We start from the raw sequence: 23,442 nt of genomic DNA, 5'->3' as shown, positions 1-23,442 counted from the left end.
AAAGGACAGCCTATGACACTGCCCAACTTTCCTATCGAAGGGGGTTGCCGCTGTGGCCGGATCAGCTTCCGGCTAAGCGAGGCTCCCTGGAGCGAAACCGCCTGTCATTGCCATGGCTGTCAGAAGATGACCGGCAGCGCCTTTTCCACCACCCTCGTCATGCCGTTGAGCGGCTTTGAACTGATCGCTGGCGACACTGTTATCGGCGGCCTTCATGGCGAGCATGTCCATCATCATCATTGCGACTGGTGCAAAAGCTGGGTCTTCACTCGGCCTGCGTCCGATCTTGGCTTTGTCAATGTCCGCGCCACTTTGCTCGACGATGCGAGCTGGTTCGCGCCTTGGATGGAAACGCAGACCGCCGAGAAACTGCCTTGGGCGACCACGGGCGCAAGGGTCAGCTTCGACCGCTTTCCCGCTATGGAAGAATATGAAGGGCTGATCGCCCGTTACCGATCCGAACGGGCTCAATAATCCTTCGAATAACGCAGGTTCGCCGACGATCCCGCATTGGTGCCTGTCTTCGACAGCAGGCTCAGCGTTTTGGACAGCGAGATTTCCAGCTGCGTTGCGGTAAAGCCCTTGGGGTCGGTAATCACCTCCACATAGATATTGTTGGAGATATGCTGCCCCACCGCCAGCGACGTACCACGCCCTGATGCCTCGTCCCCGCTCACGATGCCAATGCGATCGACGCCGGAGGCATTCTGCAACTTGCCCATAGGGTTGAGCCCGCCGCCGCCGCCACGCAGACCATTGAGAGCCGCCGCGAGCTGGATCGCCTGCGTCGCCGACAGGTTCGCGACATTGTCGCCGAACAGGATGCGCGCCAGGATTTCATCCTGCGGCAGGGTGGGCGTCGATATAAAGCTGATGTCGGGCCGCTGCGCCGTCCCGCCGACAGCGATACCGGCTGTCACAGTGTTGATGCGCGTTTCAGCGCGGACCGCCAGCACCGGGTTCATCATCGGCCCGTTGAAGGTGATGACGCCCTGTTCCAAATCGAACTGATGGCCCGAGAAGCTGTAGCGGCCCCGGATCACTTCAATCTTGCCAACGATACGCGGCGCCGTGGTGGTGCCGGTGACCCGCATGTTGGTCTTCCATTCAGAATCGAGCCCCATACCGGTCAGGTAGATTTCATTGTCGGCGCGCACGCGTATGTCGAGTTTCCAGTCGGCTGGCGCAGCTGCGGCCTGCCGTGAGGCGAGCCGCTGGTCGAGCAGGTCGGTGCCTTCACCCTTCCGCCGGACGCCCTGCAATTGCCGGATCTTGGCCCCTCCCTGCCACGCGATGCGATATCGTGTTTCGGGCAACCAAAGGTCGCCTTTTATCAACCCGCCATTGGCTGCGCTGTTGGTGACATTGACGGTCCCGCTTACGACGCTGGTGATCGCTTCGCTGCGAGCGATGCGCGCGCGGTCCAGCTTCACTGCGATTTTCATGGGAAAGCCGCTGTCCGCCGCCAGCCCTACCGAACCGCTCGCCTGCACTGTGCCATCACCCGCCCGGCCCGAGAAATCGCGTATCTCCAGCCGATCATTAGTGAAGCGCCCGTCGAGCCGCATCTGCGTCAGCCGCGTCCCGAACGTCTCATTTTCATAAGTCAGCGCATTTGCCCGGACGATCCCGTTGAGCCGCGGCGCAGTCAGGCGGCCGCTGAAATCGGCAGCAACGGCGATGGGACCGCTCAACTGCTGGTCGGCGAGCCCGGCGAAGGAGAAGAGAACATCGGCAGGCCCTGCATAACGGATGCCTCCGCCCAGCGGCGCAGACTGAAGCTGCTGCGTCCAGCTTGCTCCCGGACCCGGCGGCGCAAACGTTGCGATGAAGCGGCCGAGAGGCGCATTGCCCCGCCGGATGAGGCCCCGCAGGTCGCCGCCCCGGCCGGAAAGGCGGCCCTCCACTGCCATAGAGACGGGGTCCGACACGGCTGTCAGGCTGGAGCGGCGGAATTCGGCGATGGCAAGGCGCGTGGTCGCGGTGGGGAAGGCGCCGCCGCTCTGGGCAAAGTCAAGCGCGCCTGTCGCCTTGCCGCTGATGCCAAGGCCGGGGCTCATCAGGTTCATGATCGCCAGGTCGAAATCCTTGAACCGCGCCTGCAATGCGGTCTGCGCGCCGAAACGCCCGGCCAGATCGACCCGGCCCTGCGGCAGCACAAGCGTTGCCGGCTCCAGCCTATAACCCTGCCGTTCGATCCGGATGATCGCCGGCTGCGCGAAACGGAAGGGGATGTTGCTCGCCTTGCCCTCAATCGCCACCGCATAAAGGGCCGGACGCAGCGCCGCATTCATCGCGATGGAGAAAGGCACCCCGGTCGATCCATCCGCGACCAACTGTGCCCGCCCGCGACCGCCTTGATAATCGATGCGCCCACGCGCTTTCCGCACGACATAGTCGCCATAGGCCGCGTTCGCCATCTGCACATCGGCGGTAATGCGCGGCTGATCGGTCAGCACCATGTTCGCCGTCAGGATCGCGCGGCCGATCACCACCTCTGCCTCGCCAGGCAATTTGGCATTACTCGCGGTTGCGTTGACGGCAACGCCCTGCGCCTTGCCAACGGCCGACAGCCGGGCCGTCCCGTTGATGCCCGACCCGTTCATCGCGAGCTGCCCTGCGAACGGGCCAGCGGCGGTCTGCTGCACGCGGCCATTCATGTCCACGCCAGCGAAGCGCGCTCGCCTTATGTCTATGGTCAGGGGACCCTTTGCCGTGCGGATCAGCACATCGGCGAAGAAGGGGCCATAGGCAGACCCGCCTGTCGCCTCCAGCCGGTAACCAGCCGCTTCGCCATTCAGCTTCGCGACGACGTTGGACAGTTGCACGCCCACATTGGGACGCGGCGCGCGTAGCACGGCCCGTGGACGTTCCATCGTGCCGCGCACGCTCAGCGCTAAGGGGCCATATTGGCGAGATGAAGCGGCGGCATCGAACGTGATCGCGCCATTCGTATCATAGCTGCCCGTCCCCGAATGGACGCGGAAATTGGGTGCTGCGCCTTTAAGGCCCGCGAGAGTGAATTTGCCCTCCGGCGTCATGCCGATGCGCCCGGACATGACCGCATTGCCGCCCAGGAAATCGCGGACCGACGCATTCTCCCATCGCGCCGTCCGCACGCCGAACTTGCCGGACAAGCCCCAACCGCCTTTGGGGCCCGGCACCAGTTCGACGTCCGTGCTCAGGTTGACGATACCTACGCCGTCGATCTTATAGTCGTTCACCCGCCCTTTGAGCGCACCACGATAGATCGCATTGTCAAGGTCAGCGAGCACGATCGCGGTCGCATCCACCCGATCACTGTCGATCTTCAGATTGTCGCTGATAAGCTTGCCTGCGGCATAAGCGAAATCGCCTTTCACGCGCAGATTCTGCAGCAATCCGCCCGCCGCAGCATTGAGCCCCGTCACCCGTCGCGCGGTGGCGTTCACCGGGATGCGGATGCGATCGGCGTCGAGGACCGCCCGGCCCTTGGCCTTCAATCCCTCGATGCCGGTCTGGTCGAAGGCAAGCAGAGCGGCGCTTAGATCATAGTCGATGAAGGGCGTCGCCATCGGCCCGTCCAGGATCACCGACGCGCGAACATCCTTGCCGCGCACCTTTTCCATGATTGCCCCGGGGGTTAGCAGCGCGGCGTCGATCTTGAGACCGCTGAACCTGCTCCGACCCAGATCGATCAGCCCCTGCGCCGTCGCAGCTATCGCGGTAGAACGCAGCGATCCCTTCAGGTTCACCCGTCGTTCGTTCAGTCCCGCGAAAAGGTCGATGCTCAGTGCTGGCGCTGTCAGCCGGTCGATGGTCCCGGCGAAGACCAAGCCCGGCCGCACCGGACCTTTCGCCGTGAAATTGCCGTCCCGCGCCGCCAGCGCGATGTCGGCAAGCTGACCCTTTGGCGATGTCGCAACGATCCGCCCATTCCACGCCTGCCATGTTCCTCGGCCGTCCAGCGTGGCGGTCATGCCATCGGTCAGGCCGCTCATCTTTGCGATCACGCCGCCTTTAGGAGCCGTCAGCGTGCCTTTCATCGCAAGGCGGTTCTGGCCCGGCACCGCGTCGAGCCAGGCTTGCAGACGATCGCCACTGTTGACGACCGCGTCGGCGCTAAGCTGCGCGCGGCCGTCCGCGATATGCGTGACGCCATCGATTGCGATCTCGCGCTTCTGGCCGATGACGGGCCTTGCAAGCACAAACTTTGCGATCTTCATCCGACCGACATCGATGTCCAAATCCGGAAGGATCGGCGCGTTCGGGTCGCTCTTTGTGACGTTGAACTGTGGACTGCGGGCCAGAATCACCAGCGGGCTTTCCAGCAGCCGCACGCTGATATGATTGTTGAGGTAGCGGAACGGGTTCCACACGACATGAACGCGCGGACTGACTGCAAAAGGCCCCTTTGGATCGCGCAGCACCAGGTCATGGATGACCATGTCGCTGTAAACCGAACCTTCGATACGCCCGACCTCGATCGCCATGCCCGATTCCAGCTTGAGGGCCGCGATCTGCCGGATCAGGAATTTCTTGCCCGGCTGGGTGTTCAGGAACAGCAGTAATCCTGCTGCCAGAACGACTAAAGCGACGATCAGGCCAGTCGCGCCCAACACGATCCTTTGCCACAGCGGCCGACCTTGCCGGATCACGATGGTTTCGGCGCCGTCGGTGGGAGGCGTATCTTCTGCCATCAGAATGCCTGCCCGATGCCGATATAGAGGGTGAATTTGGATTCCCCAGGTTGGCGATTAATCGGCATGGCTATGTCGGCGCGGAACGGGCCGAAGTCGGTGTAGAAGCGTCCGCCGACTCCCACACCATAACGGATGTCGGAAAATTTCGGGATCGAACTTTCATAGACCTGGCCCGCATCGACGAAGGCGACCACGCCGTAATTGCCGAAGCGGTAGCGGCCCTCTACCGCGAATTCATTGACTGAACGGCCGCCAATGGGATCGTCATTGACGTCCTTGGGTCCCAATTCCTGATAGCCAAAGCCGCGCACCGAACCGCCGCCGCCCGCATAGACCCGGCGCGAAGGCGCGATCTGGTCGCGGGCCGCGCCGCTGATCGTGCCCAGCCGGGTCCTGCCCGCGATTACCAACGCGTCGGACAGCGGGTAATAGCCGCTAAGGTCGAAGGTCGCGCGCGCATAGGGCGACACATTGCCCTGCAGCGATGCTTCGGGCGAAACGCGCAGGTTGGCGCGAAAACCCTTGGTGGGATTGAGCAGATCGTTCGACCGGTCATAGCCTAGCTGCACCGGCAGCGAGCCGATGAAATAGGTCAGCCTTTCACTTTCCCCCGTCGCTGGATCGATCGTGGTCTTTTCGTTGGAAAGCAGGATCTCCGCGCCATAGGTATAGGTCCAGCGCTTCTGGAAAATCGGCGTCGATTGCCGCGCCCAGCTGATGTTGAGGCCCGCCGTGAAGGCTTCATAGGCATCATATTTCTGATGATTGAGCAGCACGCCTGCCTGGAACGTCTTGTCCCGTTTGCCCGCATTGGAACGGCGGAAGGTGCCCGACACGCCTTGCTCCTGCGTGCCCGCGATCACCTTGGCGATCAGCGCGCCCTCTGGCGGGAAAAGATTGCGGTGCGTCCATGTCGCTTCGGCCCGGAAGCCTTGGCCGGTGCCATAGCCAACCTCGCCTGCCAGAGTGCGCGGCGGCCCGGCTTCCTGCTCGGCATGCAGATCGACATATTCGGTGCCGTCCGGCCCAGGCTCGTTCGTCCGCACCGGATCGACGGTGACACTGGAAAATAGACCTGTCGCAACCAGCGCGCGCCGCAGATCGTCCACCTTGCGGCTGTCGTACAGCTCGCCCGGCTTGAAGCGGCTGATGACCTTCACATGATCGGCGCCAAACGCCAGCTTGGGGCCTGCAGTGGTGATCCCCCGGAAGGAGCCGCGCGGTCCGACCTCTACGGGAAGGGTATAGTCTCCCGTCACGGTGGCGGGGTCGAGCAATATGTCGCGCTCGCCCACCTTGGCGAAAGGATAGCCATTTTCGGGCAGCTTCACGCCGACATTCGCCTCGGCGGCCTCGACGTCGGCTGCGATGATATAATCGCCGGTCTTCAGCAATAGGCTGTCGCGGATGAGACTAGGCGGTACGGTGCGCCCTGCATTTACGACGATCTCTCCGATCTTGTACCGCTTCCCCGGCGTGACGGACAGCACCGCCTTCAGCCCGCCATCGCCGGTCTGATCGAGCGACGCAAGGGCCGCGGCGTCATAATAGCCTTGTGAATAGAGCAGCCGCACGGCCAGCGCTTCATCCTCATGCGCGCGCGCCTGCACCATAGCGGCGGTCTCAGCACGCCCGTCTCCATCAACCAGCGCGGACTCGTCGCGGAACTCGTCCTCCAGCCCCGTCTTGCCGAACCCGTCGATCTCGATGGCATAGCGCACGACGGGTGTCTTCTTGTCTGGATCTGTGGTTGCGACTTGCGCTGGGACAGTGACGCTGTCGAGGGGCGGCAGCGGCTGGGCCAGCTCTGCTTCAGCAGCCGGTTCGGTGGCGGGAGGCAGCTCTGCAGCGCCGCTGGCCTGCGGCATCTGCTGATCGATCCAGCTTTCGATCGACGGCAGCGGTGCGGAAGGGTTGGCGGGGTCGGCTTCGCTCGCCTTGGGAAGACGCGCTTCAAATTCTTCGTCCGGCAGGATCGGCGGCTCCTGCTCGGCCGTAGCGGAACTGGGCGGAGTTTGGGCGTGAAGCGCCAAGGGGGATGCAGCAATCATTAGGACGCCCAAGGCATGCCGGACGCGGTTCGCCTGCCTTGGACCCATCTAAACTTCGCCGCCCCTTTCAGTCCGCCGTGCACGCGCGCGGAAGAGGAATACGCGCAAAAGCGCACTTGGGTTCCGCGCCTCTCGGTGAACCGCTTCCCTCAGTCGCTCGACCCGTCTAGGGATCGGACATGACTGTCGCGCTCAATGTTTCCCGCTCGATCCTTGGACAACCGTGGCGCTGGCGTGGGGCAGGGGCGGACGCGCGTGGACCGGGCTATCTGCCCGACGATCTCGTAACCCAACTGCTTCTGGCCCGGGGCTGTCCGCGCGAGGCTGTCGAGGCCCATCGCAATCCCACGATCCGCCATTTCATGCCGGACCCCAGCCTGTTTCGCGACATGGACCACGCTGCCGAGCGCTTGGCGGACGCCGTTCAAAAGGGCGAACAGGTCCGCATCTTCGGCGACTATGATGTCGATGGCGCGACCAGCGCGGCCTTGCTGATCCGCCTGCTGCGTGACCTTGGCCTTGCAGCGCAGCCCTATATCCCTGATCGGCTGATGGAAGGCTATGGCCCCTCCGGCGAAGCGTTGGTTCGCCTTGCAGGGGAGGGGGCGACCCTGATCGTCACTGTTGATTGCGGCGCGCAGGCTTTTGAAGCGCTCGCCATGGCGAAGGCGGTGGGGGTCGATGTCGTCGTCATCGACCACCACAAATGCGCCGCCGCCCTTCCGGAGGCTTTCGCCCTCGTCAATCCCAATCGCCTGGACGAGGTGGAGGAAGCGGCCGCCCACGGCCATCTTGCGGCCGTCGGGGTCGCCTTCCTACTGGGCGCCGCGTTGATCCGCGTCCTGCGCAGGCGGGGCTGGTTCGGCCAGCGCGCCGAGCCCGCCCTCATGGAACTGCTCGACATCGTGGCGCTCGGCACCGTTGCCGATGTTGCGCAGCTGAAGGGCCTCAATCGCGCCTTTGTCGCCCAAGGGCTGAAGGTCATGGCGAAGCGCCGCAATATCGGCCTCTCCGCCTTGATCGACGCCAGCCGCCTCAGCCGCGCGCCGCTCTGCCACGACCTGGGCTTTGCACTTGGCCCACGCATCAATGCGGGCGGCCGCGTTGGCAAGGCGGATCTGGGAGTGCGCCTGCTTACGACCGAAGACCCGCTGGAAGCCGCGCACATCGCTGCCGAACTCGACCAGTTGAACGAGGAGCGCCGCGCCATTGAAGCGGCTGTCCAGGCTGAGGCGGAGGAGTTGCTAGCCGCGCAGGGCAACCGGGCCGTCGCCGTAATCGCTGGTCCCGGCTGGCACCCCGGCGTGATCGGCATCGTCGCTGGCCGCATCAAGGAGAAAGCCGGCCGCCCGGCCATCGTCATCGCCATTGATGAGGCTGGGACGGGTAAGGGGTCTGGCCGATCCATCTCAGGCGTGGATCTGGGCGCGGCGGTACTGGCGGCGAAGGATAGCGGCTTGCTTGTTGCGGGCGGTGGCCATGCCATGGCGGCCGGGCTGACGGTGGCAGCGGACAAGCTGGACGCCTTTGCGGATTTTCTGGACGAACGGCTCGCCTCGTCAGTCGCGCGCGCCCGTGATGACCGGGCGCTGCTCATCGACGCCGTGCTGGCCCCCGCGGGCATCAATCCGGACTTTGTCGCCGCAATCGAAGCGGGTGGACCCTATGGAGCTGGCTGGCCCGCGCCGCTCGTCGCTGCCGGACCCATGCGCGTGATCAAGGCCGATGTCGTCGGCAACGGCCATTTGCGCGCGATCATGGCGGGTGAGGACGGTCGCTCGATCAAGACCATCGCCTTCCGCCAAGCTGAAACTGACCTTGGCCAGGCAATCCTCGGCGCCCCCCACGATCGCAGACTCTGGGTCGCAGGCCGGGCCAAGATCGATGACTGGGGGAGCCGCCCGGCCGCCGAAGTGCATCTGGAAGACGCCGCCTGGGCAGATTGAGAGATGAGGTCGTTTTTCCTGTCGCAAGGGGGTTGACCGTTGCAGGCTCCCCCCCTAAAGCCGCCCTCGCTTCGCAGCGCTGCCTAAGCGGTTCTGCATGTGGCCCCTTCGTCTAGCGGTTAGGACGCGGCCCTTTCACGGCTGAAACACGGGTTCGATTCCCGTAGGGGTCACCATTTTCTGCGCCACCCTCCCATTGCGAGGTGTTGGCCGTTGGATCAAAGCTGCAGCGCGACCGTTCTTCATGCCTCGGCAAACCCGAAAGGCAGAAGATCACGTGGCGTCCCTCCATTGGCCAAGCCAGCTCATCATCGTCCGTCATGGCCAAAGCGCGGGGAATGTCGCGCGCGATGCTGCGACAGAGGCGCAGGCGGACCGGATCGCCCTTTCCGTGCGTGACGCCGATGTGCCCCTGAGCGCGCTCGGACGTGAACAGGCGCAGGCGCTCGGTCATTGGTTCGCCAGTGCGGCGGAGGATCATCGCCCGGAAATACTTCTCTCCTCCCCCTATCTTCGCGCATTCCAGACGGCGCAGGTTTTCCGCGAAGCCGGAGGTGCCCGCAGCGACGAACCGATCTGCTTTGACGAGCGGTTGCGCGAAAAGGAGTTCGGCATATTGGACGGCCTGACGACTTCAGGCATCCGAAATCTCGAAGCCGCGCAGTTTGAATTTCGCCAGATGCTAGGAAAATTCTATCATCGCCCGCCTGGTGGAGAAAGCTGGTGCGACGTCATCCTGCGGCTGCGGTCGGTCATGGACACCATATCGCTGCACTATGCCGGGCGACGGGTGATGATCTTCACCCATCAAGTCGTTGTGCTGTGTCTGCGCTACATCATAGAGGGGCTGAACGAGGCGGAGATATTGGCGATCGACCGGGCAGGCGACGTCGCCAACTGCGCGATCACCGACTATGTCTATGACCCGTCGCAAGGGCGCGATGGCGGGCTGGTGCTGCGGCGCTACAATGTGACAGCGCCGATGGAAGAAGAGGCGACACCTGTCACTCGCGAGCCTGACGCAATCGCGGGCGCCCGCGGATGATCCCCGCCGATCCGCTCGATATCGAATGGCTGCGCTCGCACCCGCTCCCGATCCTGGAAAGCGATTCGGACAAGAATAGCCGCGGCCGCGTGCTGGTGGTGGGCGGCGCGGAGTTCGTGCCCGGAGCACTACGCCTGACGGGCGAGGCTGCGCTGCGGGCAGGGGCGGGCAAGCTGCAGATGGCGACCGTCAGGTCGGCCGCTATGTCGCTCGGCGTGCTGGTGCCCGAAGCGGCGATGATCGCGCTGCCCGCGCAGGAGGATGGCGAGATCGCCGCAGGTGCTGCCGAAATATTGGCGCCTCTGCTCGCGCGCTGCGACGCGCTGGTCCTTGGTCCCGGCATGAATGTCAGCGCGCAGACAGACGAACTGGTGACGGCGATCCTCGCTGCCGCCGAACCGCATGTCACCACCATTCTTGACGCCGCCGCGCTGACCTCCGCACGGAGTCTGCAATCGCTGATAGCCCGACATGAAGGGCACATCATCATGACGCCGCATCACGGCGAGATGGCGATCCTTACCGGCGAAAGCGCGGAGGCCATCGCCGCCGATCCCGCCGCCATCGCCCGCCGCGTGGCGAGCGACTTTCAAGCCATAGTGGTCCTTAAGGGCGAGCGCAGCGTCATCGCGGGTCCGGACGGCGACTGCCTTTTGCATGAGGGCGGCTGCGTTGGGCTGGCCACCGGAGGCTCCGGCGATGTGCTGGCGGGGATCGTCGGGGGACTCGCTGCACGTGGGACGGAGCCATTGCGGGCGGCGGCGTGGGGAAGCTGGCTTCATGGCCGAGCGGGCCGCGAACTTGCCCGCACCGTAGGACCAATCGGCTTCCTCGCGCGCGAGCTTCTCCCGCTGATCCCCCGCCTGCTAGAGGAGCCCGGCTGCAAATAGCCTTAGTCGTTCCGCATCCGAATTCATCTTTGCGCGTTTGATCGTCATGAGCGACAATTTTTCTATCCTGCCCCATCTTGTTCCGATCGTCATCGCCTACTGCCTGGCCTTGCCTATTGGCTGGAACCGGGAGCAGGCGGAGCGCAGCGCGGGCTTGCGCACCTTTCCCCTTGTTGCGGTCGCCAGCTGCGGTTTCGTCCAAGCCGTTGAGTCCACCATGTCGCATGATCCATCGGCCCTCGCTCGCGTGCTCGAAGGCGTGATCGCTGGCATCGGCTTCCTGGGCGGCGGCGCGATCCTGCAGCAGAAACATTCGGTGAAAGGCACAGCAACCGCCGCCAGCCTGTGGATCACCGGCGCGATCGGGCTTGCAGCGGGGCTTGGCAGCTATGATGTCGCGATCGTTCTAACCGCCTTCACGCTACTGACCTTCTGGGTCATGGCGCCGCTCAAGCCGGAGGAAAATGAACGAGGCGAAGAGGAGGAGATCAGTAAGCCTGGCTCCCCTCGCTGAGTTTGCTTAGCCCAGCGCGGCCTGCTTCTCCGCCGCCAGCCGATCCAGCTCCGCCCGGCTCTTCTTTTCGCTGGCGGACTTGAGCTGCCCGCAGGCCGCCATGATGTCGCGCCCGCGTGGGGTACGTACCGGCGCTGAGATTCCGCCTTCGAACACGATGTCGGAAAAGCGCTTGATCCGCTCCGGCGTCGAACATTCATAGTCGGTGCCGGGCCAGGGATTGAACGGGATCAGATTGACCTTGGCGGGCAGCTTATACTGGCGGAGCAGCCGAACCAGTTCGCGCGCGTCCGCGTCGCTGTCATTCTTGTCCTTGATCATCACATATTCGAAGGTGATGCGCCGCGCATTGTTCGCGCTCGGATAGTCGGCGCATGCCTGGAGCAGCTCTTCGATGCCATATTTCTTGTTGAGCGGCACCAGTTCGTCCCGCACGTCCTTGGTCACGGCATGGAGCGACACGGCGAGATTGACGCCAATCTCCTCGCCCGCGCGCGCCATCATCGGGACCACGCCAGAGGTGGAGAGGGTGATGCGCCGCTTGGACAGGGCCAACCCATCTCCGTCCATCACGACCTTTAGCGCGTCACGCACATGGTCGAAATTGTAGAGCGGCTCGCCCATGCCCATCATCACGATGTTGGTGAGCATCCGGCCATCGGTCGTATATTGCAAGGCGTCGTCGGCTTCATCGTCATTGGCCGATGCCATGCTGCCCTTGGGCCATTCGCCAAGCGCGTCGCGTGCCAGCATGACCTGCCCGACAATCTCGCCTGGCGTCAGGTTGCGCACCAGTCGCATCGTGCCGGTATGGCAGAAACGGCAATTGAGCGTGCAGCCGACCTGGCTGGAAACGCACAAAGTTCCCCTGTCCGCGTCGGGGATGAACACCATCTCATAATCCTGCCCATCGTCGGAGCGCAGCAGCCATTTGCGGGTTCCGTCGCTCGAAACCTGCGCTTCCACCACCTGCGGCCGCCCGACGATAAAGCGTTCCGCCATCCAGCCGCGCATCGGCTTGGCAAGATCGGTCATAGCGTCGAAGTCGGTCTCGCCGCGATGATAGAGCCAGTGGAACAACTGTTTGGAGCGCAGCTTTGCCTGTTTCTGGTCAAGACCCGCTTCCTCGAGCGCGCCTTTGATCTGCGGACGTGAAAGTCCCATCAAATCGACACGCCCATCCTCACGCGGCGTCACCGCACGCGGCACAGGCACAGGATCAATAGCGCCGGGAATCGGCATGAGGGGGCTGACGGATGAATGCATGGCGCGCCCATAGCCGATTTTGGCCGAATTTTAAAGCGGCTGCGTCAGCCCACATTGTCGTCGCTCTAAGCCCTGTCGAACGGCTCTTTTTTGAGGAGGAAGGCTTCGACCAACAAAGGGGGAGGATGCGGTCCTACCGCAACCTTGCACAACCCAGCGCCGCCGCGTCGATCGCCGTGGCCGCGCCACGCAGGATATAGGTATCGGCAAAAGCCCGCCCGTTCGCGCCCTGCGTCTGCACGCTCATGCTGCTGGCCGACCGCATGGCCGCGATGATCGCAGCATCGGCCCGCGCATCGGCTCCCCAGGCATCCGCCTGGCCCGCCACCAGCGCGAAGCGGCGCTCGCCCACGTTCAGGACCACCGGCGCGTCATCAGCTCGAACGCGGCTCAACCGGAAATGCACCTGCCCGCGGACGCGCTGCCGCGGCCAACTGCCCACTGCGGCAAAGCCGTTCCCGGCGCGTCCCACCGGCTTGGAAATGGCATAGCAACGGGGGCTGGACGGATCGCGAAAGGCGCCCCAGGCTTCGAACATGCCCAGCGAATCCCGCGCCGCCGCGGGCGTGGCAACCAGCACCAGCAGGGCCAAATAGCGTCTCATCCACCGTGGCAAAGCGCATCGTGTCCTCTTTTGCAACCCTTGGAGAAGCGAAACGATCAGCAGGCGCTTGCCGCCGCCGCCACAGTGGCTATGAAGGATTATCCATCATTGTCGCCCGGATTCGACCGTCTTCGGGCATTGCGCAGAAAAGAAACGGACAAACAGGGACATGAAGGCCACCATCGAACGCGCAACGCTCCTCAAGAGCCTGAGCCACGTCCAGTCGGTGGTCGAGCGGCGCAACACCATACCGATCCTGTCCAACGTGCTGATCGAAGCGTCGGCCGATGGCGCGATCAAGCTGATGGCGACCGATCTTGACCTCCAAATCGTGGAAAGCATCTCCGCCCAGGTCGAACAGCCCGGTGCGACGACCATTTCCGCCCACACCCTGTTCGACATCGCCCGCAAGCTGCCCGAAGGCAGCCAGGTGTCGCTGCAGGCGGCTGAAGGCAAGATGCTGATCCAGGCGGGCCGTGCGCGCTTCAACCTGTCGACCCTGCCGCGCGACGATTTCCCGGTGATCGCGGAAGGCGACCTGCCGACCAGCTTCGAATTGCCAGCCGAGACGCTGAAGCAGATCATCGACAAGACGCGCTTCGCCATCTCCACCGAAGAGACGCGCTACTACCTCAACGGCATCTATTTCCATGTCTCCGATGAAGGGCAGCCGGTGCTGAAGGCCGCCGCGACTGACGGCCACCGCCTCGCGCGCGTCACTGTTCCTCGGCCTGATGGCGCGGACGGCATGCCGGGCATCATCATCCCGCGTAAGTGCATCGGCGAACTGCGCAAGCTGCTGGACGAGGTCGAAGGCTCGGTCCAGATCACCCTGTCGGCCAGCAAGATCCGCTTTGGCCTGGGCAGCGCAATCCTGACCAGCAAGCTGATCGACGGCACCTTCCCGGATTACAGCCGCGTCATTCCGACCGCCAACGACAAGCTGCTCAAGATCGATCCGCGCAGCTTCGAGGAAGGTGTGGATCGCGTCGCCACCATCGCCACGGAAAAGACCCGCGCGGTCAAGATGACGCTGGACCGGGACAAGATCACCCTGTCCGTCACCAGCCCGGAAAATGGCACCGCGGCAGAAGAAGTCCCCGGCGCGTTCCAGGGCGAAGGCTTCGATATCGGCTTCAACGCGCGCTACCTGCTCGACATTCTCGGGCAGATCGACAGCGAGACGGTGGAATTGCATCTCGCCGATGCTGCTGCACCCACGCTGATCCGTGAAAATGACCGCAGCCCGGCGCTCTACGTCCTGATGCCGATGCGGGTCTAGGTTTAGCTCTTGTCATGCTGAACGCCGTTCAGCATGACGAAGAGATGTCCGCCCGAGCGCGTCGCCAGCGGATAAGGTAAGTTTCTTTCAACATCTGCGCGTTACGCATCGGGCATGGCTCCTTCGCGCATCAAGCTCAACGATACATTGTCCCGCCCGGGCGATCTTGCCGTTGCGCTAGGCTTGAGAGAAGGGGGAACGGAGGTATCCGCCTTCTGGATATCCGGCGCTTTCACCCCCATCGCCCGGCTTTGGCCGCTGATCCTGATGAGCAAGCTGTGCACGATGGCGCTGCTGCACATTCCACTATTTCAGTCCGGCCGTATATCCCATGCGCTGATCCTGACGTTCATGCTGCTGGTCGATGGCCTGTTGATCTTCGGCCCGCGCGGCAACCGCTTCCAAGACCAGCGCCCGCATGTTCAAAAATGGCTGATGCTGTTTGTGGTGCTGCTGTCGGGCATGTCTTTCAGCCTGCTCCTCGGTCCCGCCGAATTTGCTGGCCCTTTGTCGATGTCCCTGGCGGCGGAGGTCGCGGTGGCGCTGCTTGCCGTGTCGGTTTTCGGCGACCGTCGGCTACTGGGCGTCGGCTATTTCCTCGGCACGCTCCTCGTCTCCGCCATCCAGGGTGCGGGTTTCGCGCAGATCGGCCTGCTGCTGAGCTGCATCGCGGTCATGCTGATCGCGGCAGTGCGCCAAGCGACAGCAGACCTCGATCGCGCAATCGCCCTCCATCAGCAGGACCTGCGCGCTCGGCGCTCCGACCGCTTGCTGCAGGAATATGAACAGTCGGGGCAGGGCTGGTTCTGGGAAACTGACCGTCAAGGCTGCCTCACCTATATCTCCCATACGCTGGCGCGAACGCTGGACATTCCCGAAGAGGAACTGGCGGGCCGGCCGATCAGCGACATCGTCTGCGCGGGCGATAATCAGCATGGCGCGGGCGAACGCACGCTGGGTTTCCATCTGTCCGCGCGCACCGGCTTTTCCGATATCCATGTGCGCGCCGCCGCCACCCAGGATGAGCGTTGGTGGTCAATCTCCGGCCAGCCTGTCTTTAATGAATATGGCCAGTTCCACGGGTTTCGGGGCAGCGGCACGGACCTGACCGAAATGCGCCGCAGCCAGGCGGAGGTGAAGCGGCTTGCCCAATTCGACTCCCTGACCGGCCTCGCTAACCGGGTGCAGATGTTGCGGTCGCTGGAGGAGGCGATCGCGGCATCACGCGGGCGGCCCGGCGATTGCGCGCTGATGATGCTGGACCTTGATCGGTTCAAGTCGGTCAATGATACGCTTGGCCATCCTGCCGGAGACGCCCTCTTGCGGCAGGTCAGCCAACGGCTTGAACGTGTCGTGGGCGACCGCGGGTTGGTGGGGCGGCAGGGCGGCGACGAATTCAAGATACTCTTCCCCGGCCGCCACGACCGCGCGCTTCTGGCCCAGTTGGCGCAAACGATCATCAATTCGCTGTCCCAACCTTATACTGTCGAGGGTACGGCGGTGGTCATCGGCGTATCGATCGGCATTTCCGCCTGCCCGCATGACGGCGATACGGCCGACGCGCTGATCCGGAACGCGGACCTCGCCCTCTATGCCGCCAAAGGCGACGGACGCGGCATCCATCGCTTCTATTCCTCAGAAATGCATGCCGACGCGGAAGACCGGCGGAAGCTGGAGGAGGATCTGCGCCACGCCCTCGCGTGCGATGGGTTGCATCTTGTTTATCAGCCGGTCGTGTCCTCGCGGACGGAACGGATCACTGGCTATGAGGCGCTGCTGCGCTGGAACCATCCAGTGCGCGGCGCGATTTCTCCGGCGATCTTCGTGCCGATCGCGGAAGATACCGGTCTTATAGGGCCGATCGGCGACTGGGTGCTGCGTACCGCATGCCGGGACGCGGCGCTATGGGCCGACGACATTCGCGTCGCCGTCAATGTTTCGCCGATCCAATTCGCCAATCCGGGACTTCCCGCCACGGTCATGAGCGCACTCGCCGCTTCGCAGCTTGCGCCCGAACGGCTGGAGCTGGAAATCACCGAAAGCGTGTTCCTGAACGATGATGACGGGACGGATTCGATGTTTGCCCGGCTCAAGGGCATCGGCGTGCGGCTAGCGCTGGATGATTTCGGCACCGGCTATTCCTCGCTCGGCTATCTCAAGAAAGCGCCGTTCGACAAGATCAAGATCGACCAGAGCTTCGTACGCGGGGCGGTGATCAATGGCAGCCGCAACAGCGCGATCATCAAGGCGATCGTCAGTCTGGCCGAAGCACTTGGCATGGACACGACCGCCGAAGGCGCGGAAACGCAGGACGAACTGGCTCTTATCCGCCAGCTGGGCTGCAGTCATATCCAGGGCTATGTCTATGGCCGCCCGCTGGAGGCTGGCGAAGTGATGCAGCGGCAAAGCAGCCACGGCGCCGTTCCCTTGATCGAAGGTTTCCAGTCCAGCCGTCCCGAACGCAAGACCATGTTGCGCACGGTCGCCGTGCATCATGAAGGCAATGCTTACACCGGACGCATCCGCAATATCTCCTCGACGGGCGCGCTGGTCGAAGGTCTATGGCATGTGCCTGCAGGGGCGCTGATGGCCATTGAGTTCAACGAGGGTCTGAGCGTCAACGCAGTGGTACGCTGGTCCCGCGACGATCGCATGGGCGTGGAATTCACCGGCAGCATCGACATCGCCGCCGCCTGCTCCATGCCCCGGTCGCTCGCTTCCTGAGCCGATAGGGTAACCGAGCACAAAAAAAAGGGCCGCAAAACGCAGCCCCTTGTTCCTTATGACCCTTTGGTTCAGGCGGCGATGGCAATCCCCTCCGCCTGCACCGCGCCGCGGGCGACATCCTTCACCAGTGCGATGAAGCGCGCTGCATCCCGCGCGATCATCGCCTTGTTGAAGCAAGCGGCCGCACCGCGTTCGAGCGCTTCCACCATGATCGGCGCGCCGTCGCGCATCAGGCTTGACAACATGATCACGGGGCACGGCGCAATGTCCATGATCTCGTCCAGAATGGTCAGGCCATCCCTGCCCGGCATGGCGACGTCCAGCGTCACCACATCGGGCTTTTCCAGGCTGATGAGGTCGATCGCTTCCTCGCCATCCCGCGCAATGCCCACCACTTCGAAGCGGCAGTCGCGCTCCAGCAGCGTCTCGATCATCGCGCGGATGGTGAGCGAGTCATCGACCACCACAATCCGTATCGGCTTTGCCATAGATTCCTCCGACCCTTTTTCTCATGTTCATAACGGATCGGAAATGGAGACATTTAGCCGGTTCAGAAGAACAGCTTGCGGAAGGAGATGCTGATCGTCCGGCCCAACGGATCGAGATAACCCTGCTGATAGCGCAGCGGCGTCACCCCAGTGGCATCGGTCACCTCCCGGCGCGTGTTGAAGATATTGTCGATGCCGATCGACACGCGCGCACCGCGCAGGAAAGGATGGTTCTTCACCAGCGAAGGCATCTGCCCCAAATTGGCGAAGAGACGCAGGTTCGCCGTCGCCAGGCTTCCGAAGTTCAGCCGTGATGTGCCGCCCAGCGCGCCATCGACATGCGTGCCGCTTTCCCAATCGACGCTCAGCCGCGCGCCCAAGCCATTATTGCTGTAGCCCACGCGCGCTTCGACCTCATGCCGCGGCTGGCCGCCCGACGATCCGGTCGCATCGCCATTCAGCAGGTCGAGTTCGGGCACTCCGGGCGCGATCAGAATGCTCTCCGTGAAATGCCACGTGTGATAGAGGCTGAAGCTCAGCCGTCCGCCGCCACCGCCGCGTCCGCCGCCAAAGCCGCCTGGTCCGCCGAAACCACCGCCCGGCCGTCCACCGCCGCCGCCCGGCCCGCCAAAGCCGCCTTCACCATGCGCCCGATCGCCGCTGTCCTGACTTAGCGCGGGCGCGCCGTCCTGACCGCCCTGGCCCTGTGTCTGGCTTTGACCCTGACCGTCGCGGCGTCCCCCGCGATTGCCGAACAGGCCGCGCAAGTCCTGCAATTCCTTGGGCCGATCCTCCGGCTTCGCACCTGCCGCCCGCCACGCCTCAACCAGCTTTTGGATGCGCGATTTCAAGGGGAATGAAAGGTCAAAGCCCCAACGCAATTGTTCGCTCTGCGATCGGAGATAATTGACGGGAGAAGCCCTGATTTCCGTCAGCCGCTGGTCTGTGTCGCGCAGGAAACGGTCGGGGAAGGCCCCTTCGATCGCCGGAGTGGGCTCGGGAAAAGCCGCAATCGGGTTGGCCGTCCGGCTGTTGAGATAGGTCGCGGTCAGCGTCAGGTTAGGCTTATCGAACGGCTTCACTGTCGCGCTCAGGCGAAACTGATCGCGCACACTTTCTTTCAGCAGCGCATTGCCACCCGTAACCCGGGTTACGAACACGGTCTCTCCGGTGCGGTAGTCGAACACCGGCACATTGTCGGTCCTGACCTCCGGATCGGTAAGCTGGTTGCCGGTCGGCGCCGCGCGGTCCTGGTTCGCGGATACAAGCAGTTGAACCGCCGGGATAGGCCGCCAGCGCATCCCGTAGCCGAGCGTGGACAGCGTGCCGAAATCGGAAAGTTCCTGCGCCGCAGCGTTGAGAGTGATGCCGATGTCGCCGACCCCGCCCAGCACGCCTCGCGCCTTGCTGGTGATCGGCATGTCCAGGCTGACCTGACCGCTGGCGATCTGCCGGTCATAATCATTGTTCCGCTCGACTCCATTGCGGATCGACCAGCCTTCAAAGCCATTGGCAGAGGCGCCTACGCGGACGGAACTGGTCACCGTGCCGGCGGGCAGGTCAAACAGCGGCCCGGACAGCAGCAAGTCCCCGGTCACGGCCTGCGACCGCGCGCTTGCCCGGTCGATCGAAGCCGACCTTTCGGTGCGGGTGCGTGTGTCCGACACATCGCCGTTGCCGGTGAAGGACCATTGCCATCCCTTGCCCAGCAGGCCGTTGAAGGTCAGGCCCACATGACCCGTGGTTCCACGAACCTGCTGATCCAGGGCGTTCTCCCGCAGGAAATCGCGATAGAGCGGTCCGTCGCCAAGCGGCGCTGCCAACGCGGCGGCCGACAACCCTTGCAGCGTATCATTGTCCGACAATTCCACGCGGCCATTGACCGTCATCGACACTCCGCCAAGTGCACGAGCATAGGTCGCATTGGCGGACACGCTTTCCGTCGCGGGACTCAGGGTGCGGAAATGGGTTAGGTCGATAAAAGCAGGACCGCTCATCGGCCGGTCGATATTCCGTTCGCTCTCCAACAGCGCGGCGGCGTTGCTATATTTGAGGTTCAGCGTGAAACGATTGTCGCCGCGGATACGCAGCAGGCCCGCCTCGGCAGAGCCATTTTCCCGCCCGCCATCGGTCGTTGTGCCCGCCCGCAGATCGGCCAATTCCGCACGGAAACGCTGGCGCAGCACGATGTTGGCGACCTTCTGCATCGGCGCATAGCCATAGGACAGCGCCACCTGTTCAGGCAGGATATCGACGCGGGCCACCGCTTCGGACGGAATATCCTGAATCTCGGAAAAGCTGGAGATGCGTTTTCCGTTCAGCAACACGACGGGCGTGCCGTTGGTCTGCGCCGAAAGCTCGCTGATCATCTCCGATATGGATGTGACGCCAAGCGCACGGACATCGGCGGCGGACAGTTGCTGCTCGGGCTTGATGTTGCCGATCACGGAGCCGCGCTGCGGCTGGCCGGTGACGATGATTTCCTCACCTTCCTCCTGCGGCGCATCGGTCTGCGCCATCAGCGCTGCGGGCGAAGCGCCCATCGTCAGAAATAGCATCAGCGAAGCCGATCGGCGCACGAAATACCCCTTTGGAAAAAGCAGAACCTTACCCGTCTGTCGTTAGAGGCGAGTTGTCTCAAAATATTGGCAGCGCCAAGGCCATTTTGTCGCAAAATGTATCGCGGAGATCATGCGCAAGGGCAGGCGGCGTTTCCATTGGCCCGGAGCTTTTCTAAGATCGCCCGATGCGCACCCTTTATCCTCCGATCGAACCCTTCGCCTCCGGCCATCTCGATGTGGGCGATGGGCATCATATCTATTGGGAGCGCGTAGGGACGCCAGGGGCCAAGCCAGCAGTCTTCCTCCATGGCGGGCCGGGCGGCGGCATAGCGCCCGACCATCGCCGCCTGTTCGATCCGGATCGCTATGACGTGCTGCTGTTCGACCAGCGTGGCTGCGGCCGATCGACGCCGCATGCGGAACTGGAAGCGAACACCACTTGGCATCTAGTGAATGACATAGAGCAGTTGCGCAGGCTTGCCGGGGTGGAGCAATGGCTCGTCTTCGGCGGCAGCTGGGGCTCCGCGCTCGCTTTGGCCTATGCGCAGACCCATGTGGATCGCGTGAGCGAACTCGTTCTTCGCGGCATCTTCACTATCCGCAAGCAGGAAATCGAATGGTATTATCAGCAGGGCGCCAGCCGCATCTATCCCGACAAGTGGGAAAGGTTCGTCGCGCCGATCCCGGAAGCTGAGCGCGGCGACCTGCTCCACGCCTATCGCCGCGTCCTGACGGGGGATGACCGTGCAGCGCAGATCGCCGCCGCCAAGGCATGGAGCGTGTGGGAAGGCGAAACCATACGGCTCCTGCCTGACGACGCCTTGTCCGCAAGCCATGAGGCCGATGACTTCGCTTTAGCCTTCGCCCGCATCGAAAATCATTATTTCATGCACGGCGGCTGGCTGAAGGAAGGTCAATTGATCCGCGATGCCGCAAAGCTGCGCCATATTCCCGGCGTCATCGTCCAAGGCCGCTATGACATGGCCTGTCCAGCGGAAACCGCCTGGGCGCTGCACAAGGCATGGCCAGAGGCGCGGTTCGAGATGATCGAAGGGGCGGGGCATGCCTATAATGAACCCGGCATATTGGATGCCCTGATCCGTGCCACTGATGGTTTCGCAAAATAAATCCTCCTCATCGTAGATGGGGAGGGGGCGCCAAACGGGCCGGACGGAAATAGCGCAAGCTTATCCATTTCCCGCAATTTGCGTTCGGCTGGTGCCTTCCTCCTGCAAGCATCGGGAGGATTTAATCAAGGTTCACCCTTCGACTCCTGCATCCTCCGCTCGGCGAACCATTGCTCCAGCATCTTGGCGGTGCAGCCGGTGAAGCCGTTGCTGCCGATTGCCGAACAACTCCCCGGCAAATTTTGCCGCTGGACTTGCTCCATGGTCGCGACCTGGCTTCCCCAGCCCGGACCACCCGCAGGCGCGGGCTTTTCGCGCAGCTTCTTGGGGATTCGATAGCGTTCGGATTCAGGCTTGCGCGCGCAAACGATGATTTCGTCACCCTGCCCCTTGGGACAGGGATCGTCGCCATAGACGATCAGGTTGAACACGCGCTGCGGCGGTTCAGCCTGCGCAGGCGCACCCAGCGCAAATGGCAAAAGCGTCGCCGCCAGAAGGCGGGAATGAACAGGGAAACGCATCGGTCATCATCCTTACTCGCCCCTATTCCCCAGCGGAGTGCCCAATCTCCGCAAGTCTTCATCCCTAACGTCGCGCCATGTGGAAAACCGTCACGGCTGTGTCGCAGTTCCCGGCCGGGTTGTGGCCTGCTGCGGCTGTTGTTGCCCAGCTTTCGCCTTCTCCTCCGCAACGGCGCGCGCCTCGATCTGCTTGCTTTCCTCGTCGATGTTGGAAAGCCGCCGTCCGCGCTCCGCCTCGACCAGATCCTTCCAGCTGGCATTATCCGCTGCTTGCCGCTCCGCCTTGGCAAGCCTTGCAAGCTGGTTGAAGCAGCCGGTGAAACCGCCGGGGCCGGTAGCTGAACAGCTCTCTGTGCCGGTGCGGCCGACATATTCCATCGCCTTCACCCGCTCGGCCCAGGCCTGGTTGCTCGGCTTGTTCGGATCGCCGCGCAGGGGCTCGGGGATGCGGTAGCGCTCCTCTTCACCCTTGCGGGCGCACACGACGATGTCGCTGCCTGCGCTCTGCGGGCAGGGGTCTTCGCCATAGACGATGACCAGGTTGACGCGTTCCGATCCTGTCGTCCCGGCCGCCGCAGTAGGCGCCTGTTCCGGCGCCGGCCCGGCCTGCTGTTGCGCCAAGGCGGGGAGGGCGCTCGCAGCCATCAGCAGCATGGCGGTCATCGCGGTCTTCAACATTGACTTCGTCTCCTCAGATCCGCTTCGACAGCGCGATCGCGGCGCGGCATCCCAGGCGAATGACGCCCGACAGCAATGGATAGGCGGGCGCTTGCTCCGCGCCATGAGCTATGGCGGTGTCGCGATGCTCCACCTCTTCCGCCTGAAAATCCGTAATGGTGGCGGCAAGTTCCGGATCGTCCCCGGCCAATGCGTCCAACTGTTCTGCATAGTGGCGATCAATCTCGGTCTCGATCGCGGCGGTGCAGGCCATGGCGGCGTTGGGGCCAATCGCGGCCGTTACCGCGCCCAGGGCAAAGCCCGCCATATCCCAGACCGGCTGCAGCGCCGTTGGCCGTACGCCTCGCCGCGTGATCATCGCATCGAAAATCTTGCGGTGCCGTTCCTCCTGTGCCGCCATGCCCGCGATTACGCGCGCATGGGGATGGCGATCGCCCAGCACGGCGAGCTGCCCCGCATAGATGCGCGTCGCGCCAAACTCGCCCGCCTGATCGACGCGCAGCATGGCGGCGCGTTCGGCGTCCGTCACTTTCCGGCCGGGACGGGGGAAATTCTTCGGCGCGCTCATGCCTCTTTCCTTGCCTTGATCAGCAGCACCAAGATGGCGAGGGCGCTGGCGCCCGACAAGAGCCCGTTGAAACCCGCCAGCGAAATGCCCATCAGCGTCCAGGGCGCGACGTCGCACCGCGTGATCGGTGTCGCCATGATCTGGTTCAATATGTCGGCAGGATTGCCTCCCGCCGGACTGGTGGAGCAGGCGGTCAGCCCTTGCCACCAGCCATATTCGACGCCCGCGTGGAACAGCCCGATGCCGCCGCTGATCCCGATCGCCAGCCCCGCAAGCCCCGCGAAAAGCGCGCTGACGCAGGGCCGCCCCGTCGCACCATAGGCGATCAGCGCCAGCGGGATCGCGGCGAAATGCGGGTAACGCTGCCACCAGCACATCTGGCAGGGATGCAGGCCGCCAATATATTGCGACGCATAGGCACCCCCCAGCAACAGCAGCGGCACGGCCAAGGCGAGGAGGCGAGCAAGGGGTAAGCTCTTCATCATGCCCGCT

18 protein-coding genes and 1 tRNA gene are annotated in these 23,442 nt (G+C 63.5%); 9 read left to right on the top strand and 10 right to left on the bottom strand.

Annotated elements, in window-relative coordinates:
- Positions 1-12: 12 nt before the first annotated feature.
- Positions 13-474: a GFA family protein gene (locus tag ACFO3E_RS01210; protein WP_066525341.1), complete on the top strand. Its 462-nt coding sequence runs from the start codon at positions 13-15 to the stop codon at positions 472-474.
- Here ACFO3E_RS01210 and ACFO3E_RS01205 read toward each other — a convergent pair.
- Both ACFO3E_RS01205 and ACFO3E_RS01200 read right to left on the bottom strand, forming a co-directional pair.
- Positions 468-4,679 (bottom strand): translocation/assembly module TamB domain-containing protein, encoded by a 4,212-nt coding sequence (locus tag ACFO3E_RS01205; protein WP_380801857.1) that lies wholly within the window; start codon positions 4,677-4,679, stop codon positions 468-470. The genes ACFO3E_RS01210 and ACFO3E_RS01205 overlap by 7 nt on opposite strands.
- Complete coding sequence (locus ACFO3E_RS01200; protein ID WP_066525334.1) at positions 4,679-6,781, bottom strand: autotransporter assembly complex protein TamA; 2,103 nt, start codon at positions 6,779-6,781, stop codon at positions 4,679-4,681. The genes ACFO3E_RS01205 and ACFO3E_RS01200 overlap by 1 nt, the downstream gene beginning before the upstream one ends.
- A 131-nt stretch (positions 6,782-6,912) precedes the next feature.
- Between ACFO3E_RS01200 and recJ the strand changes: the two genes are divergently transcribed.
- The 5 genes from recJ to ACFO3E_RS01175 all read left to right on the top strand — a co-directional run bounded on the left by recJ (position 6,913) and on the right by ACFO3E_RS01175 (position 11,128).
- Positions 6,913-8,679: a single-stranded-DNA-specific exonuclease RecJ gene (recJ, locus tag ACFO3E_RS01195; RefSeq protein ID WP_380801854.1), complete on the top strand. Its 1,767-nt coding sequence runs from the start codon at positions 6,913-6,915 to the stop codon at positions 8,677-8,679.
- 101 nt (positions 8,680-8,780) lie between these two features.
- Positions 8,781-8,855 (top strand) — tRNA-Glu (locus tag ACFO3E_RS01190).
- A gap of 68 nt (positions 8,856-8,923) precedes the next feature.
- On the top strand, positions 8,924-9,724 hold the full coding sequence (locus ACFO3E_RS01185; RefSeq protein WP_380801851.1) for a histidine phosphatase family protein: 801 nt from the start codon (positions 8,924-8,926) through the stop codon (positions 9,722-9,724).
- Entirely contained in the window at positions 9,721-10,614 is an 894-nt protein-coding gene (locus tag ACFO3E_RS01180) for an NAD(P)H-hydrate dehydratase (RefSeq protein ID WP_380801849.1), read from the top strand. The genes ACFO3E_RS01185 and ACFO3E_RS01180 overlap by 4 nt, the downstream gene beginning before the upstream one ends.
- A 46-nt stretch (positions 10,615-10,660) precedes the next feature.
- The gene (locus tag ACFO3E_RS01175) at positions 10,661-11,128 is read left to right on the top strand and encodes an MgtC/SapB family protein (RefSeq protein WP_066525326.1); all 468 of its coding nucleotides are present in this window, start codon (positions 10,661-10,663) and stop codon (positions 11,126-11,128) included.
- A gap of 6 nt (positions 11,129-11,134) precedes the next feature.
- On the opposite strand, the gene rlmN is transcribed toward ACFO3E_RS01175, so the two are convergent.
- On the bottom strand, positions 11,135-12,394 hold the full coding sequence (gene rlmN, locus ACFO3E_RS01170; protein WP_066525323.1) for a dual-specificity RNA methyltransferase RlmN: 1,260 nt from the start codon (positions 12,392-12,394) through the stop codon (positions 11,135-11,137).
- Between the two features lie 133 nt (positions 12,395-12,527).
- Positions 12,528-12,998: a hypothetical protein gene (locus ACFO3E_RS01165; protein ID WP_066525320.1), complete on the bottom strand. Its 471-nt coding sequence runs from the start codon at positions 12,996-12,998 to the stop codon at positions 12,528-12,530.
- A gap of 169 nt (positions 12,999-13,167) precedes the next feature.
- Here ACFO3E_RS01165 and dnaN point away from each other — a divergent pair, with 169 nt between their 5' ends.
- Positions 13,168-14,280 (top strand): DNA polymerase III subunit beta, encoded by a 1,113-nt coding sequence (dnaN, locus tag ACFO3E_RS01160; protein WP_066525317.1) that lies wholly within the window; start codon positions 13,168-13,170, stop codon positions 14,278-14,280.
- A 114-nt stretch (positions 14,281-14,394) separates the two neighbouring features.
- Positions 14,395-17,004: an EAL domain-containing protein gene (locus ACFO3E_RS01155; protein WP_066525315.1), complete on the top strand. Its 2,610-nt coding sequence runs from the start codon at positions 14,395-14,397 to the stop codon at positions 17,002-17,004.
- A 71-nt stretch (positions 17,005-17,075) separates the two neighbouring features.
- Here the strand turns inward: ACFO3E_RS01155 and ACFO3E_RS01150 are convergent, their stop codons facing one another.
- Complete coding sequence (locus ACFO3E_RS01150; protein ID WP_066525313.1) at positions 17,076-17,495, bottom strand: response regulator; 420 nt, start codon at positions 17,493-17,495, stop codon at positions 17,076-17,078.
- A 62-nt stretch (positions 17,496-17,557) separates the two neighbouring features.
- Positions 17,558-20,053, bottom strand: coding sequence for a TonB-dependent receptor (locus ACFO3E_RS01145; protein WP_380801843.1), 2,496 nt, complete (start codon positions 20,051-20,053; stop codon positions 17,558-17,560).
- A 188-nt stretch (positions 20,054-20,241) separates the two neighbouring features.
- On the opposite strand from ACFO3E_RS01145, the gene pip reads away from it, so the two are divergent.
- Complete coding sequence (gene pip, locus ACFO3E_RS01140) at positions 20,242-21,183, top strand: prolyl aminopeptidase (protein ID WP_066525309.1); 942 nt, start codon at positions 20,242-20,244, stop codon at positions 21,181-21,183.
- Positions 21,184-21,308: 125 nt separating this feature from the next.
- Here the strand turns inward: pip and ACFO3E_RS01135 are convergent, their stop codons facing one another.
- From ACFO3E_RS01135 to ACFO3E_RS01120, 4 genes are all read right to left on the bottom strand, one after another.
- Positions 21,309-21,704 carry a hypothetical protein gene (locus ACFO3E_RS01135; RefSeq protein WP_066525307.1) on the bottom strand — a complete coding sequence of 132 codons (396 nt, stop codon included), beginning with the start codon at positions 21,702-21,704 and terminating at the stop codon, positions 21,309-21,311.
- Between the two features lie 90 nt (positions 21,705-21,794).
- Positions 21,795-22,382, bottom strand: coding sequence for a hypothetical protein (locus tag ACFO3E_RS01130; protein ID WP_066525305.1), 588 nt, complete (start codon positions 22,380-22,382; stop codon positions 21,795-21,797).
- Between the two features lie 13 nt (positions 22,383-22,395).
- Positions 22,396-22,950, bottom strand: a complete 555-nt coding sequence (locus ACFO3E_RS01125) for a demethoxyubiquinone hydroxylase family protein (protein WP_380801839.1) — start codon at positions 22,948-22,950, stop codon at positions 22,396-22,398.
- Positions 22,947-23,432 (bottom strand): disulfide bond formation protein B, encoded by a 486-nt coding sequence (locus tag ACFO3E_RS01120; protein ID WP_380801978.1) that lies wholly within the window; start codon positions 23,430-23,432, stop codon positions 22,947-22,949. Before ACFO3E_RS01120 ends, ACFO3E_RS01125 begins: the two co-directional genes overlap by 4 nt.
- Positions 23,433-23,442 lie beyond the last annotated feature (10 nt).

This window comes from Sphingobium tyrosinilyticum (assembly GCF_042654265.1).
GTDB lineage: Bacteria > Pseudomonadota > Alphaproteobacteria > Sphingomonadales > Sphingomonadaceae > Sphingobium > Sphingobium tyrosinilyticum.
Note: the sequence above shows the minus strand (reverse complement) of the source record. Positions and strands in the feature narration are given on the sequence as shown.